General features: G+C 70.1%; 13 protein-coding genes. 12 read left to right on the top strand and 1 reads right to left on the bottom strand.

The genetic code is table 11. The features are described 5' to 3' along the window. The first annotated feature begins 5 nt into the window (after positions 1-5). From IFU30_RS04675 to IFU30_RS04625, 11 genes are all read left to right on the top strand, one after another. Positions 6-845: an ABC transporter permease gene (locus tag IFU30_RS04675; RefSeq protein ID WP_192004475.1), complete on the top strand. Its 840-nt coding sequence runs from the start codon at positions 6-8 to the stop codon at positions 843-845. A gap of 160 nt (positions 846-1,005) precedes the next feature. Continuing rightward, positions 1,006-2,439: a DUF6421 family protein gene (locus IFU30_RS04670; RefSeq protein WP_192004474.1), complete on the top strand. Its 1,434-nt coding sequence runs from the start codon at positions 1,006-1,008 to the stop codon at positions 2,437-2,439. Between the two features lie 134 nt (positions 2,440-2,573). Next, a complete protein-coding gene (locus tag IFU30_RS04665) occupies positions 2,574-3,977 on the top strand; it encodes a sensor histidine kinase (protein WP_192004473.1) in 1,404 nt (467 codons plus the stop codon). Then, entirely contained in the window at positions 3,974-4,681 is a 708-nt protein-coding gene (locus IFU30_RS04660; RefSeq protein WP_192004472.1) for a response regulator, read from the top strand. Before IFU30_RS04665 ends, IFU30_RS04660 begins: the two co-directional genes overlap by 4 nt. 63 nt (positions 4,682-4,744) lie before the next feature. Next, the gene (locus IFU30_RS04655; protein WP_064295523.1) at positions 4,745-5,749 is read left to right on the top strand and encodes an aldo/keto reductase family protein; all 1,005 of its coding nucleotides are present in this window, start codon (positions 4,745-4,747) and stop codon (positions 5,747-5,749) included. Positions 5,750-5,936: 187 nt separating this feature from the next. Then, on the top strand, positions 5,937-6,821 hold the full coding sequence (locus IFU30_RS04650) for an ABC transporter ATP-binding protein (RefSeq protein ID WP_192004471.1): 885 nt from the start codon (positions 5,937-5,939) through the stop codon (positions 6,819-6,821). Then, a complete protein-coding gene (locus tag IFU30_RS04645) occupies positions 6,818-7,969 on the top strand; it encodes an ABC transporter permease (RefSeq protein ID WP_342450801.1) in 1,152 nt (383 codons plus the stop codon). Before IFU30_RS04650 ends, IFU30_RS04645 begins: the two co-directional genes overlap by 4 nt. Further along, positions 7,966-8,403 carry a hypothetical protein gene (locus IFU30_RS04640; RefSeq protein WP_079704981.1) on the top strand — a complete coding sequence of 146 codons (438 nt, stop codon included), beginning with the start codon at positions 7,966-7,968 and terminating at the stop codon, positions 8,401-8,403. Before IFU30_RS04645 ends, IFU30_RS04640 begins: the two co-directional genes overlap by 4 nt. Positions 8,404-8,564: 161 nt before the next feature. Next, complete coding sequence (locus IFU30_RS04635) at positions 8,565-9,674, top strand: threonine aldolase family protein (protein WP_192004470.1); 1,110 nt, start codon at positions 8,565-8,567, stop codon at positions 9,672-9,674. A 92-nt stretch (positions 9,675-9,766) separates the two neighbouring features. Further along, positions 9,767-11,212, top strand: coding sequence for a threonine synthase (thrC, locus tag IFU30_RS04630; protein ID WP_079704979.1), 1,446 nt, complete (start codon positions 9,767-9,769; stop codon positions 11,210-11,212). Between the two features lie 159 nt (positions 11,213-11,371). Then, positions 11,372-11,716 carry a hypothetical protein gene (locus tag IFU30_RS04625; protein ID WP_192004469.1) on the top strand — a complete coding sequence of 115 codons (345 nt, stop codon included), beginning with the start codon at positions 11,372-11,374 and terminating at the stop codon, positions 11,714-11,716. 87 nt (positions 11,717-11,803) lie between these two features. Here IFU30_RS04625 and IFU30_RS04620 read toward each other — a convergent pair whose 3' ends face one another. Further along, positions 11,804-12,745, bottom strand: coding sequence for an NADP-dependent oxidoreductase (locus IFU30_RS04620; RefSeq protein WP_192004468.1), 942 nt, complete (start codon positions 12,743-12,745; stop codon positions 11,804-11,806). 175 nt (positions 12,746-12,920) lie between these two features. Here IFU30_RS04620 and acs point away from each other — a divergent pair, with 175 nt between their 5' ends. Beyond that, the gene (acs, locus tag IFU30_RS04615; protein ID WP_192004467.1) at positions 12,921-15,017 is read left to right on the top strand and encodes an acetate--CoA ligase; all 2,097 of its coding nucleotides are present in this window, start codon (positions 12,921-12,923) and stop codon (positions 15,015-15,017) included. Positions 15,018-15,088: the final 71 nt, after the last annotated feature.

Here is a 15,088-nt window from a genome sequence, read left to right as displayed (position 1 = left end):
AACCCATGACCGAGTTCGCCGGTCTCGGCACCACCGCAGCCGCGGGTGCCCAGGCGACCCAGTCCGGCCGCGACGCGCGCGCCGTCCTCGGGTCCCGCAGGATCGTCGTCGTCCTCGGCGGCTTCCTCGTCCCCGTCGTCATCCTCGGGGCCTGGCAGCTCGTCACCGCGTTCGGCCTCGTCCCCGCCTCGCAACTCCCGGCACCCGCCGAGGTCTGGGCGGCCGGCGTGGATCTCGCGCAGCGCGGCTGGTTGCAGCAGGACGTCGCCATCTCGGTGCAGCGGGTCCTCATCGGCTTCCTCATCGGTGCTGTCCTCGGCCTCGTCCTCGGCGCGGTCGTGGGGCTCTCGCGCCTCGGCGACATCCTGCTGTCGACGACCTTCGCGGCGATCCGGGCCGTCCCGTCGCTCGCGTGGGTCCCGCTGCTCATCCTCTGGCTGAAGATCGGTGAGGAGTCGAAGATCACGCTCATCGCGATCGGCGCGTTCTTCCCGGTGTACACGACGGTCTCCGCCGCGCTCCGACACGTCGACAAGCACCTGGTCGAAGCCGGCCGCGCGTTCGGCCTGAACGGCGTCGCGTTGTTCCGGACGGTGCAGCTGCCCGCCGTGACGCCCTCGGTCGTCTCCGGCCTCCGGCTCGCGCTGGCGCAGTCGTGGCTGTTCCTCGTGGCGGCGGAGCTCATCGCCTCGTCCATTGGACTCGGATTCCGCCTGGTGGACTCGCAGAACAACGGCCGCGTCGACCGCATCTTCTTCGTCATCATCGTGCTCGCGCTGCTCGGCGCGATCACCGACGCGCTCGTCGGTGTCCTCGACCGCTGGATCAAGCGCCGCTGGGGGTAGCGGCCCGCCGCGGTCGGCCGTGCAGTTCCCCAGCGCGAACGGCCGAATGTTGCAGCGAAGTCGCTCCTGACGCAAGAAATCCGCACCCCCTCCGCCCCTACGCTCGAAGGAATCGTCACCCACCCCGGGCGACGCCTGCGCACGCGGAAGGAGGTTCACCATGTCGAACGTCGCCACCACCCACACGAAGAGCATCGTCGGAGAGCCGGAGGTCGTCGAAGACGCCGCCGCACTCGTCGGGCACCCGGCCTGGACGGACCTCAAGGCCGCCGCGACCGCGCTGCAGGCCGTCCAGGTGAAGGACGGCTCGATCCCCGAGTCAAACGACCACGAGTCGGCGGCAGGGCACGTCGCCGCGATCGTCGCGAGCGTCCGCACCCTCGCTCCGAACTTCCCGCACGACGCCGAGTATCTCGACGCGCTCGTCGCCGACTTCGACCGCTGGGAGCGCGACGGGTTCGGCGTCCCGGACTTCCTCGACTCGCTCGTCGCCTTCCACCCCGAGCGGCATCGCGTGGACGGCCTGGGACACCTCGTCGTGTTCCCGATGGTCACGCAGAACGGTTCGACCGACCGCCACATCGAGGCCGTGCTCGTCGAGGTCATCTGGCCCGAGTTCATCGCCGCGCTCGAGGCCGGCGACTACACGAACGCGCTCTTCGTACCGATCCGCTTCCTCGACTTCACGCCGGGGTACGACACGAACTCAGCGGTCCTCTTCCCCGAGACGGTCGCGATGCGCGCGATCCCGGCGTTCACCTGGGGCGCGATCTTCCAGGACCGCGAGGCGGCCCGGTACCGGCGGGTCGTCCGAGCCGCTGCCGAGATCACCAAGCTCGAGCTCCCGGCCGACGCCGCGTCCCTCCTGGACGACCAGCAGCTGGCCGAGGAGACCTTCGTGATGTGGGACCTCATCCACGACCGCACGCACATGCGCGGTGACCTCCCGTTCGACCCGTTCATGATCAAGCAGCGGATGCCGTTCTTCCTGTACTCCCTCGAGGAGCTGCGCTGCGACCTCACGGCGTTCCGCGAGTCGGTCCGGCTGGAGCGCACGCTAACGACCCGCGCGGAGACCGAGACGCTCGACGCGGCCGACGTGGCGATCCTCGAGCACGCGAAGCTCGTCCAGTACGCGATCATCTTCGACCGCATCTTCCGGTTCGCCATCACCGGCTCGCGCGTCCGGAACTACGACGGCGTCGGCGGCCAGCTGCTGTTCGCGTGGATGCACCAGCACGGCGTGCTGCACTGGACCGACACCAGGCTCACGATCGACTGGGACGAGGTCCCCGACGTGGTCGTGCGGCTCGGCGAGAGCATCGACGAGTTGTACTGGCGATCGATCGACCGTCCGAAGACCGCGCACTGGCTCGCCGCGTACGAGCTCGTCCGGACGACGCTGACGCCGCACCCCGCGTCGCAGTGGGCGCGCGGGCTGTCCGACGAGATCCTGAGCGGACCGCCGCGCGGACTCACCGACGCGGTCCTCGACGACGAGTTCCCCCTGTCGATGTTCTACGAAGCGCTCGGCAAGAAGATGGCGGACGTCATCACGTCGACCGCCGGGATCACGGGGCGATCCGCGGCCTGACCCGACCGTGCCGCGGAGGAGCCCGGAGCAGCACTCTCCTGAGTGCCGCTCCGGGCTCTTGTCCGAGTGCCGGACCGCCGCGCTCCGTCGCTCGACGGATGTCCCCGGCGGGGCGTCGCGCTAGCGTGGACGGCATGAGCGAGCCCGCCGTCGACCAGCAGGAGGACCGCCCGGTCGACCCCTACGACGCCGAGTGGCGGCGTCCGGCCGCGACGCCGTCGGAACAGCGATCCGACATCATCCTCGCCATCGCGCTCGGCGTCGGCACCCTCCTCAGCCTGACGCTGTACACGATCGCCGGGTTCTACCCCGAGCCCGCACCGATGTGGGCGTCCGTCCTCTGGGCGATCGGCATCACCGCGCCGCTCGCGTTCCGTCGCCGCTTCCCGTGCTCGGTCGCCGTCATCGTCGCCGTCATGTTCATCGTGGGCGGCACGGTGCTCGTACCCGAGGTCCTCTTCACGAACATCGCCCTGTTCCTCGCGATCTACACGGTCGGGGCGTGGGTTCCGAACCGACGTCGCGCTGTGCTCGTCCGCGTGCTCATCATCGTCGCCATGTTCGTCTGGCTGCTCGTCTCCATGTTCATCCAGGCGACCGACCCCGACGCCTTGCCCAGCCTCTCCCGGGTGGGGCTCTTCTCGCCCCTCGTGGCGTTCATCCTCATCCAGATCCTGACGAACATCCTCTACTTCGGAGCCGCGTACTTCTTCGGCGAGCGCGTGTACCAGTCCTCCCGGGAACGGGCGGCGCTCGAACAGCGCACGGCCGAGCTCGAGGCGGAACGCGCCCGGTCCGCCCGGCAGGCGGTCGCCCTCGAGCGGGTGCGGATCGCGCGCGAGCTGCACGACGTCGTCGCCCACCACGTCTCGGTCATGGGCGTCCAGGCCGGTGCCGCGCGCACCGTGCTCGATGCGGACCCGGCCGCCGCGCGGGATGCACTCACGAACGTCGAGCTCGGCGCACGGAGCGCGATCGACGAGCTGCGCAAGATGCTCGGCACCCTCCGCGCACACGGCGAACCGACCGACGAGGAGAGCAGCCCGTCGACCGTCGGCGTCGGCCAGTTGGGTCGGCTCGCCGACGAGTCGACGGCGAACGGGCTGCCGACGAGGTTCGAACTCGTGGGGACACCGGTCGCGATCCCGGCCGTCGTCTCGTTCAACCTGTACCGGATCGCGCAGGAGGCGCTCACGAACGCCCGCAAGTACGGCGGTACCACGGCGACGGCCGAACTCAGGCTCCGCTATCTGGACGACGCGGTCGAACTCGAGGTCACGAACACGGGGACCGTCCCGACGGTGGCCCGACGCGGCGGGCTCGGGCTCATCGGGATGCGGGAGCGCGTGGCGTCGTCCGGTGGCGTCCTCGAGGTCGGGGCACGCGCCCGCGGCGGCTTCCTCGTGCGGGCCGCCATCCCGCTCGGCCGGCCGGGCGACCAGGCGATGGAGCCCGTCGCCGCGTCCATCGCCGACGCCCGCCTCGCCTCCGCCGCCGCAGGACGACCCCAGACCACCACCACGAAGGACCAGGCATGACCGAGCAGCCCACCCGCATCCTCCTCGTCGACGACCAGGAGCTGCTGCGTGCGGGCTTCCGCATCATCCTGGGCTCACAGCCCGGGATCGAGATCGTCGGTGAGGCGTCGGACGGTGCCGAGGCCGTCGCGCTCGCGACGACGCTCGCGCCGGACGTGATCTGCATGGACGTCCAGATGCCGGGCATGGACGGCCTCGAGGCCACCCGTCGGATCGTCGCGGATCCGGACACCAACGCCGCCGTCCTCATCCTCACCACCTTCGACCGCGACGACTACCTGGCCGAGGCGCTCCGTGCCGGCGCGAGCGGGTTCCTCCTGAAGAACTCCTCGCCGGAGGAACTCGTCGCGGCGGTCTCGGTGATCGCGGGCGGGGAGGCGCTCCTCTCCCCGGCGGTCACGCGCCGGGTCATCGAGGGGTTCACCCGTCAGAGCCCCGTCGTCGAGGACGCCGCGCAGGACCCCGCCGTCCCGGCCGGGCCGACGACCGGCGCCGACTATGAGCAGCTGACGGAGCGCGAGCGCGAGGTCCTGCAGCTGGTCGCCCAGGGCCTGTCCAACCAGGAGATCGCGACCACGCTCTTCGTCGGCGAGGCGACCGTGAAGTCGCACGTCTCGAAGGTGCTGCAGAAGCTCGCCCTCCGTGATCGCATCCAGGCGGTCATCTACACCTACGAGCACGGGCTGGCGTCGCCGCGCAGCTGAGGGTTCGCTCCGTCTCCGCGCAACCCCGTCGGTCGGTCGGATGCGAGGAGTAGCGTGACGACCATGGAATTTCGATACCTCGGCAACAGCGGACTCAAGATCTCAGAGATCATCTTCGGCAACTGGCTGACCCACGCCTCGCAGGTGGAGAACGACGTCGCCACGGCGAGCGTTCGCGCCGCCCTTGACGCGGGCATCACCACCTTCGACACCGCCGACGCCTACGCGAACACGGCGGCTGAGCAGGTGCTCGGCGACGCCCTCAAGGACGAACGACGCGCGAGCCTGGAGATCTTCACGAAGGTCTACTGGCCCACCGGCCCGAAGGGGCACAACGACGTCGGGCTGTCGCGCAAGCACATCATGGAGTCGATCGACGGTTCACTCACGCGTCTCGGTACCGACTACGTCGACCTGTACCAGGCCCACCGCTACGACAGCGAGACGCCCCTCGAGGAGACGATGCAGGCCTTCGCCGACGTCGTCCGGGCGGGCAAGGCGCTCTACATCGGCGTGAGCGAGTGGAACGCCGAGCAGCTGCGCGCCGGCCACGCCCTGTCCAAGGAGCTGGGCTTCCAGCTCATCTCGAACCAGCCGCAGTATTCGATGCTGTGGCGGGTCATCGAGGAGGAGGTCGTCCCGACCTCGCGCGAACTCGGCATCTCACAGATCGTCTGGTCGCCGGTGGCGCAGGGCGTCCTCAGCGGCAAGTACCTGCCGGGCGCAGAGCTCCCGCAGGGCAGCCGGGCCACCGACGAGAAGGGCGGCGCCGACACCATCAAGCGCTTCCTCGACGACGAGGTGCTGACGGCCGTCCAGCAGCTGAAGCCCATCGCCGACGAGCTCGACCTCACCATGGCGCAGCTGGCGCTCGCCTGGGTGCTGCACAACGACAACATCGCCGGTGCGATCGTCGGTGCCTCGCGTCCTGAGCAGGTCACCGCGAACGCCGCCGCGGCCGGTGTGAAGCTCGACGACGCGGTCATCGCCCGCATCGACGAGGCCATCGGCTCCGTCGCCGAGACCGACCCCTCGAAGACGGTCTCCCCGGAGTCCCGCCCCGCCTGATCCAGCGCTCGGCTGGTCCACGACGCCCGGTATCCCCCACTCGACGGAGAAGGGGACCGGGCGTCGTCGCGTCAACCCGTCCTACGGCGGATGCCGGTGGCACACCACGCCGCGTAGCGTGATCGCCATACCGGGAGAACCCGACGCAGGACACTCGGTCCAGCACGCAGATCACAGGAGGCGGCCGATGCTCGAACTCAGCCACATCGACAAGTCGTACGGCGAGCGGAAGGTGCTCGACGACGTCAGCTTCCAGGTCGCCCCCGGTCGCATGACGGGGTTCGTCGGCGGGAACGGTGCCGGCAAGACGACGACGATGCGCATCCTGCTCGGTGTCCTCGCCGCGAACGCCGGAACCGTCACCCTCGACGGCACCCCGCTCACCCCGGAGGACCGCCGCCGGTTCGGCTACATGCCGGAGGAGCGCGGCCTCTACCCGAAGATGCGGGTCGAGGAACAGCTCGTCTACCTGGCCCGCCTCCACGGGTTCACGACCCACGCCGCCAAGCGCAACGCCGGCGAGCTGCTCGAGCGTCTCGGCCTCGGCGAGCGCCGGAACGACGCCCTCGAGAGCCTGTCGCTCGGCAACCAGCAGCGGGCGCAGATCGCCGCGGCGCTCGTGCACGACCCCGACGTCCTCGTCCTCGACGAGCCGTTCTCGGGCCTCGACCCGATGGCCGTCGACGTGGTCGTCGGCGTGCTCAGCGAGTTCGCCGCAGGCGGCTCGCCCGTCCTGTTCTCCAGTCACCAGCTCGACATCGTGGAACGCCTCTGCGACGACCTCGTGATCATCGCCGGTGGCAGGATCCGCGCCTCCGGCTCGCGCGAGTCCCTCCGCGAAGCCCACGCCGGCAACCGCTACGAGCTGCTCACCGCGGCCGACACCGGCTGGCTGCGCGAGCGTGCGGGGATCTCCGTCGTCGACTTCGACGGTGGCTACGCCCTCTTCGACGCCGACGACGCCCAGGCGGCGCAGGCCGTGCTCCGTGAGGCACTGAGCCACGGTGACGTCACGAGCTTCGCCCCCCTCCGCCCCACCCTCGCCCAGATCTTCAAGGAGGTCATCCAGTGACCACGGCAACCGAGTCCCCGATCCAGCCCGCCGGTCGTCGTCGCTCCGGCCCGGCCTCCCCCAGCCTCGTGCAGAGCATCGGTCTCGTCGCCGAGCGCGAGGTCAAGATGCGTCTGCGCAGCAAGACGTTCCTCATCTCGACGGGCATCCTGCTCCTCGTGATCCTCGCCGGCATCGTCGTCGGCGGGTTCCTCGCGAAGAACACCGCCTCGGAGACCACGAAGATCGCGGTCGTCGGGAACGCGGGTGCGGGACTCGTCGACGGCAAGACCTTCGACGTGACCGAGGCGAGCGACGTCGCCGCCGCTGAAGCCCTGGTGAAGTCGGGCGATGTGGAGGCGGCGATCGCACCGGCCACCGACGACAACCCCACGGGTGTCCAGGTCATCTTCGACTCCGAGGCCTCCAGCACGCTCATCATGCAGCTGAGCGCCCAGCCGCAGGTCACCATCCTCGATCCCGACGCCGACGGCTCCGCGGGCTTCCTGCTGTACATCGTGTCGCTCGGGTTCGGTCTCGTGTTCTTCGTCTCCGCCACCACCTTCGGGGCGTCGATCGCGCAGAGCGTCGTCGAGGAGAAGCAGACCCGCGTCGTCGAGATCCTCATGTCCGCCATCCCCGTGAAGGCGCTCCTCGCAGGCAAGGTGCTCGGCAACAGCATCCTGGCGTTCGGGCAGATCCTGGCGATCGCGGCGCTGTCGGTGATCGGGCTGACCGTGACGGGCCAGACGGAGCTGCTCGCCGGACTCGGGACCCCGGTCGTCTGGTTCGTGGTCTTCTTCGTGCTCGGCTTCATCCTGCTGGCCGCGCTGTTCGCCGCTGCCGGATCGCTGGTCTCGCGTCAAGAGGACATCGGTTCGACGACGACCCCGATTACGATGCTGATCATGATCCCGTACTTCGCCGTCATCTTCTTCAACGACAACCCGGTGGTGATGACGATCATGTCCTACGTGCCGTTCTCGGCAGCCGTGGGCATGCCCGTCCGCCTCTTCGTCGGCTCGGCGCAGTGGTGGGAGCCGATCCTGTCCCTGCTGATCCTCGCGATCACCGCGGCGCTCGTCATCCTCGTCGGCTCGCGGATCTACGAGAACTCGCTGCTGAAAATGGGTGGCCGGGTCAAACTCTCGGAAGCGCTCAAGGCATGAGCGGGCTCGGCGGGATCGACGAGGTCTTCAACCCGGGCGCCTTCGAGGCCAAGCAGTTCCTCGACGCCGAGCAGCGCCTCCCCGCGCCGGCCCCGCTCGCGGGCGATCCGGCGGGCGACATCTACGGCGACGAGCCCATCGTGCTCGACCTCGTGGACGAGGACGAAGAGGACCAGGACGCCCGGCTGACGCCCGAGCAGGCCGCCGCGCTGGCGGCCGAGCAGCCGGCTCAGCCCTCCGCCGAGGACGAGCAGCAGGCCGCCGTCGCCTCCTCGATCGCCGTTCACGCGCTCGCCTACGAGCACGCGCTCGCGCAGGAGACCCCGGACGCGGAGCCGGAGCCCGGTGCGCACGCCGACGTCGACGCCGCGATCGACGCCGTGCCCGAGGAGGTCGTCCCCTCCTCCGACGGCCCGCGTCACGCCGCCGACTGACCCCGTTTCTCGGTTCACAATTCAGGAGCGCCTCGGCGCGTCCCCGCCGACATGCAAGGTGCGGGGGCGCCACTCCCGGGCGCTCCTGAATTGTGAACATGCCCGACGGCGACCCAAGCACGCAGGAAGTCGGCCCGCGATGCACGGAAGCTGCGTGTGGCATGCGCGAGGATGGATCAGTGACCGACTCTCTGCATGACACCAGCATCCGTGGCTTCGCCTCCGACAACTACTCCGGCGTCCACCCCGAGATCCTCGATGCACTCGCGGCGGCCAACGGCGGCCACCAGATCGCGTACGGCGAGGACGACTACACCCGCCGGCTGCACGAGGTCTTCGCCGATCACTTCGGCCGCGACGTCGCCGTGTTCCCCGTCTTCAACGGCACCGGCGCGAACGTCGTCGGTCTGCAGTCCATGCTCCCGCGCTGGGGTGCCGTCATCTCGGCGTCGACCGCGCACATCAACTCCGACGAGGGCGGCGCGCCGGAGCGGGTCGGTGGCATCAAGCTCCTGACGGTCGACGCCCCCGACGGCAAGCTCACGCCCGACCTCATCGACCGCGAAGCGTGGGGCTGGGGCGACGAGCACCGTGCACAGCCGCTCGTCGTCTCGATCACGCAGACCACCGAGCTCGGCACCCTGTACACGCCCGAGGAGATCCGCGCGATCGCCGACCACGCGCACGGTCACGGCATGAAGCTGCACCTCGACGGCGCCCGCATCGCCAACGCCGCAGCAGCCCTCGGCGTCCCACTACGCGCGTTCACCGCCGATGCCGGCGTCGACGTGCTGTCCTTCGGTGGGACGAAGAACGGACTCATGTTCGGCGAGGCCATCGTCGTGCTCGAACCGTCGGCATCGGAGGGCCTCGTCTACCTGCGGAAGCTCAACATGCAGCTGGCGTCGAAGATGCGCTTCGGTGCGGCGCAGCTCATCGCCCTGCTCGAGCCGGCGGCCGACGGTGGCGACGGGCTCTGGCTCCGCTCCGCTACCCACGCCAATGCGATGGCCGCGCGCCTCCGCACCTCCCTCGAGGCCCTCATCGCCGCCGGCGAGGCACCGGGACTCGGCTTCAGCCAGCCGACCCAGGCCAACGCGGTATTCGCGACCCTGCCAGCGGGCGTCCCCGACCGCTTGCGCGAACGCTTCCGCTTCTACGACTGGGACGCCGCGAAGGACGAGGTCCGCTGGATGTGCTCGTTCGACACCACGGAGGACGACATCGACGCGTTCGTCGCCGCGATCCGCGAGGAACTCGCCCGCGCGTAGCGGCCGGTCACGATGACGGCAGGCCTCTGCGCGTCGACCCCCGATATGGCAAGGTTGGAGATCGGGCTTCCAACCGGATGAGAGAGACGGTCATGCACTATCAGTCGACGCGGGGCCACGATCTGCCCCAGCACTTCTCGGACATCCTCCTCGGCGGGCTCGCCCCGGACGGCGGCCTGTACCTCCCGGCCGAGTACCCGCAGCTGACCGCTGAGGAGCTCGAGTCGTGGCGCGAGCTGTCCTATGCCGACCTCGCGTTCGCCGTGCTGTCGAAGTTCGCCGACGACATCCCCGCCGCCGACCTCCAGGACATCACCCGTCGCACCTACACCGCCGAGGTGTACTCGAACGGCCGCGCCGGCGACGACGCCTCGCTCATCACCCCGCTGCGCACCCTCGGCGAGGAGGGCGGCACCGAGCTGCAGCTCCTCGGCCTCTCGAACGGCCCGACGCTCGCCTTCAAGGACATGGCGATGCAGCTGCTCGGCAACCTGTTCGAGTACACGCTCGCGAAGAGCGGCGACGAGCTCAACATCCTCGGCGCGACGTCCGGCGACACCGGGAGCGCGGCCGAGCACGCCATGCGCGGCAAGACCGGCATCCGGGTCATCATGCTGAGCCCGCACGGCCGCATGAGTAGCTTCCAGCGCGCGCAGATGTTCAGCCTCCAGGACGACAACATCGTGAACCTCGCCGTCGAGGGGAACTTCGACGACTGCCAGGACATCGTGAAGGCCGTCTCGAAGGACGCTCCGTTCAAGGCACTCCACGCCGTCGGTACGGTCAACTCGATCAACTGGGCCCGCGTCGTCGCGCAGGTCGTGTACTACGTGCACGGCTGGCTGCTCGCGACCGACGGTCCGGGCCAGAAGGTGTCGTTCTCGGTGCCGTCCGGCAACTTCGGCAACGTCTGCGCCGGGCACATCGCCCGCTCCATGGGGCTCCCGATCGACCAGCTCGTCGTCGCGACGAACGAGAACGACGTCCTCGACGAGTTCTTCCGCACGGGCGTGTACCGCCCGCGCTCGGCGGCCGAGACGCACCACACCTCCAGCCCGAGCATGGACATCTCGAAGGCGTCGAACTTCGAGCGCTTCCTCTACGACCTCGTCGGTCAGGACGCGACCCGCCTCGGTGAGCTGTTCCGGTCCCTCGACGAGGAGGGCGGGTTCGACCTCTCCGGGACGCCCGAGTTCGAGCGGATCAGCGAGTTCGGCTTCGTCTCCGGTCGCAGCACGCACGCCGACCGCGTCGCCACCATCCGCGACGTGCACGAGCGCTACGGCGTCACGATCGACCCGCACACCGCCGACGGCGTCACGGTCGCCCGCCGCCACCTGCGCGAGGGCGTCCCGATGCTCGTCCTCGAGACCGCGCTGCCGGCGAAGTTCGCCGAGATCGTCCGCGAGGCGCTCGGCGAGGAACCGGAGCGACCCGAGGCGTTCGAGGGCATCGAGGGGCTCGAGCAGCGCTTCGAGATCGTGCCGGCCGACGTCGACCGCATCAAGGCGATCATCGTGGAGCACACCGGCCGCTGACCCTCCCCGGTCCCTGAGCCTGCCCCGGTCCCTGAGCCTGTCGAAGGGCACCACGCTGTCGACACCGCGTCGGGTCCGGCGGGGAGCACGGAGGATAGGCGTCCGGCGTCCCTGAGCCAAGCCCCCGCGACGTCTCGGCGTCCGGCCTACGCTGCCGTCATGAGCAATCCCATGGATCAAGCAGCAGCAGACGCCCAACGCGACGCCCTCGCCCACGGCGGCCCGGGTGCCCAGGCACACGTGCCCGGTGAGGACCATACCGACAGCTCGGTCGGCGGTGTCGTGCCCGACGGCGGTGCGGTCGACCGCTCGGCCGACGACGCGGCCCCCGGTGACGGCGGCCTGAGCAACGCCGGTGACGGCGTCGGTGGTGACGACGTCGTCGGCGATGCGGGTCTGGACGACGACTCGGACACCGAGGACGCCGTCGAGGACCTCGACGACCAGGACGACCTGGCGGACCGCGCTCCCGTCGGCGACAGCTTCGGCGAGGGCCCGGAGTAGCGCCCCGGTCCCTGAGCCTGTCGAAGGGCACTCCCGCCCGAGCCCCCCCCCCCCCCCCCCCGGGGCCCTGAGCCTGTCGAAGGGCGCTCAGGGGACGAGGATGAGCTTCCCGCTCGGGCGACCCGACTCGCTCTCGCGGTGCGCATCGGCGGCCTCGGCGAGAGGCCGGACGGTGCCGAGCTCGAAGCTGAAGCGACCCTGTTCGACGAGGGACGCGACCGCCGGGATCGCCTCCGCCCGCCAGGCCTGCTCCTGCGCCGTGAGCGGGAGCGGGTTCCCGCCGGACCACGCCTGGATCCCGAGGTCGGCCGCCTTCGCACCGACGACGATCGTGCCGATGTGCTGCCGGTCCTCCACCAGCTCGAACGAGGTCTCGAGCGCCTCGTCGGTGCCGACGGCGTCGAGCACCCGGTCGACGCCCTGCGGGGCGGCCTCGCGCACGCGCTCGACGAGCCCGGGACCGTAGGTGACGGGGATCGCCCCGAGCTCCCGCAGGCGCGCATGGTTCCCCTCGCTCGCGGTGGCGACGACGGTCGCTCCCCACGCCACGGCGAACTGCACTGCCGCGTGCCCCACCGAGCCCGATCCGCCGTGGATCAGGAGGGTCGTCCCCTCGGTCACGCCGAGCGACCGGAGCGCCTGGTAGGCCGTGCTCACGGGGATGCCGATCGCCGCCGCCTCCTCGAAGGAGATGGCCGCCGGTTTGCGGATGATCTGGTCGGGCGTGACGACGACATGGGTCGCGTACGTCCCGGAGGCGTTGACGACGACGACCTCGTCGCCGATCGACCAGCCCTCGACCCCGTCGCCGACCTCGACGACGACGCCGGCGCCGTCGCTCCCGACGCGTCGGGTGCCGTGCAGCTCGCCGCCGCGGACACCGCTGCGGAGCTTCCAGTCGATCGGGTTCACGCCCGCGGCGCGCACCTCGACGACGAGTTCGCCGTGGCCCGCCTGAGGCGTCGGCACCTCGACGAGCTCGAGGACGTCGGCCGGGCCGAGCTCCTGGTACTGGATGACGGTCGCCATGTCGTTCCCTTCTCGAGACGCGCCGTGCGCGCTCCTGATCGACGTCCGCCGCGCATCGCGACGGCCCTTCGAGGCTACTCCCGACGCTCCTCCACAGCCCCTCGGAACCTCCGGACCATGACGCCGCATGACCCGCGGATGGCACCGGCCCCGGCCTCCCGCGTAGCGTTGCAGCATGCCTCCCACTGATGGATCGACGTCCGCAGCGCCCGCCGCCACCATCGCGAACCTCCTCGCCGAGACCCGCAGCTACGCCCCACCGGCCGACCTCGCCCAGACGGCGAACGTCGGCCCGGAGGAATGGGCTCGCGCGGCCGCCGACCCCGTGGCGTTCTGGGAGGAGCAGGCCCGACGCCTCGACTGGGTCACCCCGTGGGAGACGGCTCACACCTGGGACCCGGCCCGGCCGGTCGAGGGGTCCGACCCGTCGGACCCCGAGCCCGAACTCACCGTCCCCGCCGCCACCTGGTTCGCCGGGGGAACGCTCAACGTGGCGGTCAACTGCGTCGACCGGCACGTCGACGCCGGACGAGGCGACAAAGTGGCCCTCCACTTCGAGGGAGAGCCGGGCGACCGCCGCTCCATCACCTACGCCGAGTTGCAGCGCGAGGTCGCGAAGGCGGCCAACGCCCTGACGGCACTCGGCATCGGCCAGGGAGACCGCGTCGTCATCTACCTGCCGGTCATCCCCGAGACGGTCATCGCCACCCTCGCCGTCGCCCGCATCGGCGCCATCCACTCCCTCGTGTTCGGTGGGTTCTCGGCCGAGGCGCTGCGATTCCGCGTGGAGGACACCGAGGCCAAGCTGCTCATCACCACCGACGGCCAGTACCGCCGGGGTACGGCCGTGCCGGTCAAGCAGAACGCCGACGCCGCGGTCGACGGCGTGCCGTCCGTCGAGCACGTGCTCGTCGTCGCACGCACGGGCGACGAGACGCCGAACGTGCCCTGGACCCCCGGCCGCGACGTCTGGTGGCACGACACCGTGGGTGTCGCCGCCGACACCCACGAGCCCGAGGCGTTCGATGCGGAGAACCCGCTCTTCATCATCTACACGAGCGGCACCACCGGGAAGCCCAAGGGACTCGTCCACACGTCAGGCGGCTATCTCACGCAGGCGTCCTGGACCCATTGGGCGATCTTCGACGCCAAGGACGACGACGTCCACTGGTGCACCGCCGACCTCGCCTGGGTCACGGCACACACCTATGAGATCTACGGTCCACTCTCGAACGGGCTCACCCAGGTGATCTACGAGGGCACGCCGAACACCCCGCACCAGGCACGGCACTTCGAAATCATCGAGCGTTACGGCGTGACGACGTACTACACGGCGCCCACGCTCATCCGGACCCTCATGACGTGGTTCCCCGAGGGGCCGCCCGCCGAGTACGACCTCTCGACCCTCCGGCTCCTCGGTACCGTCGGCGAGGCGATCAACCCCGAGGCCTGGATGTGGTTCCGCGAGCGCATCGGGCGCGGCGAGACCCCGGTCGTCGACACCTGGTGGCAGTCGGAGACGGGGTCGGCCGTCATCGCACCGCTCCCCGGTGCGACCACGATCAAGCCGGGTTCCGGCAGTCGCGCACTCCCCGGCCTGGAGGCGCTAGTCGTCGACGAGGACGGCGAGACGGTGCCGTACGGATCCGGCGGGTATCTGGTCGTCAGCCGCTTCGGGCCGTCGCTCGCGCGCACGGTCTGGGGCAACCCGGAGCGCTACCGCAACTCGTACTGGGCGAAGTACTGGAAGCAGGGCTACTTCTTCTCCGGCGACGGCGCCAAGTGGGACGAGGACGGCGACATCTGGGTCCTCGGGCGCGTCGACGACGTCATCAACGTCTCGGGCCACCGCCTGTCGACCATCGAGATCGAGTCGGCCCTCGTGTCGCATCCCCACGTGGGCGAAGCCGGCGTGGTCGGCGTGCACGACCCGATCACGGGGAGCGCGATCGCCGCGTTCGTCATCCCGTCCTCGCGATCCCACGGTCCGGAGGCCGACGGCGAGGCGTACTGGTTGGAGCGCTCCGCGGCACTCCGCGAGGCACTGCGCTCCCACGTGGCGAACGAGATCGGCCCGATCGCGAAGCCCCGCGACGTCTTCGTGGTCCCAGACCTCCCGAAGACCCGCTCGGGGAAGATCATGCGGCGTCTGCTCGGCGACATCGTCGACCAGCGGCCCCTCGGCGACACGACGTCGCTGCAGGACGAAGCGGCCCCGCACCGGATCGCCGAGATCGTCACTGCTGCACGGACCCTTCAAGCCCGGGAATAGCGCCCCGATCGATGCAGTTGCATCCATCGTCAACGGCGACGCAACCTCTGTCCACTTCCCTTGTTTCGCTT

It is taken from the genome of Plantibacter sp. CFBP 8798, assembly GCF_014841195.1.
GTDB classification, from domain to species: domain Bacteria; phylum Actinomycetota; class Actinomycetes; order Actinomycetales; family Microbacteriaceae; genus Plantibacter; species Plantibacter auratus.
Note: the sequence above shows the minus strand (reverse complement) of the source record. Positions and strands in the feature narration are given on the sequence as shown.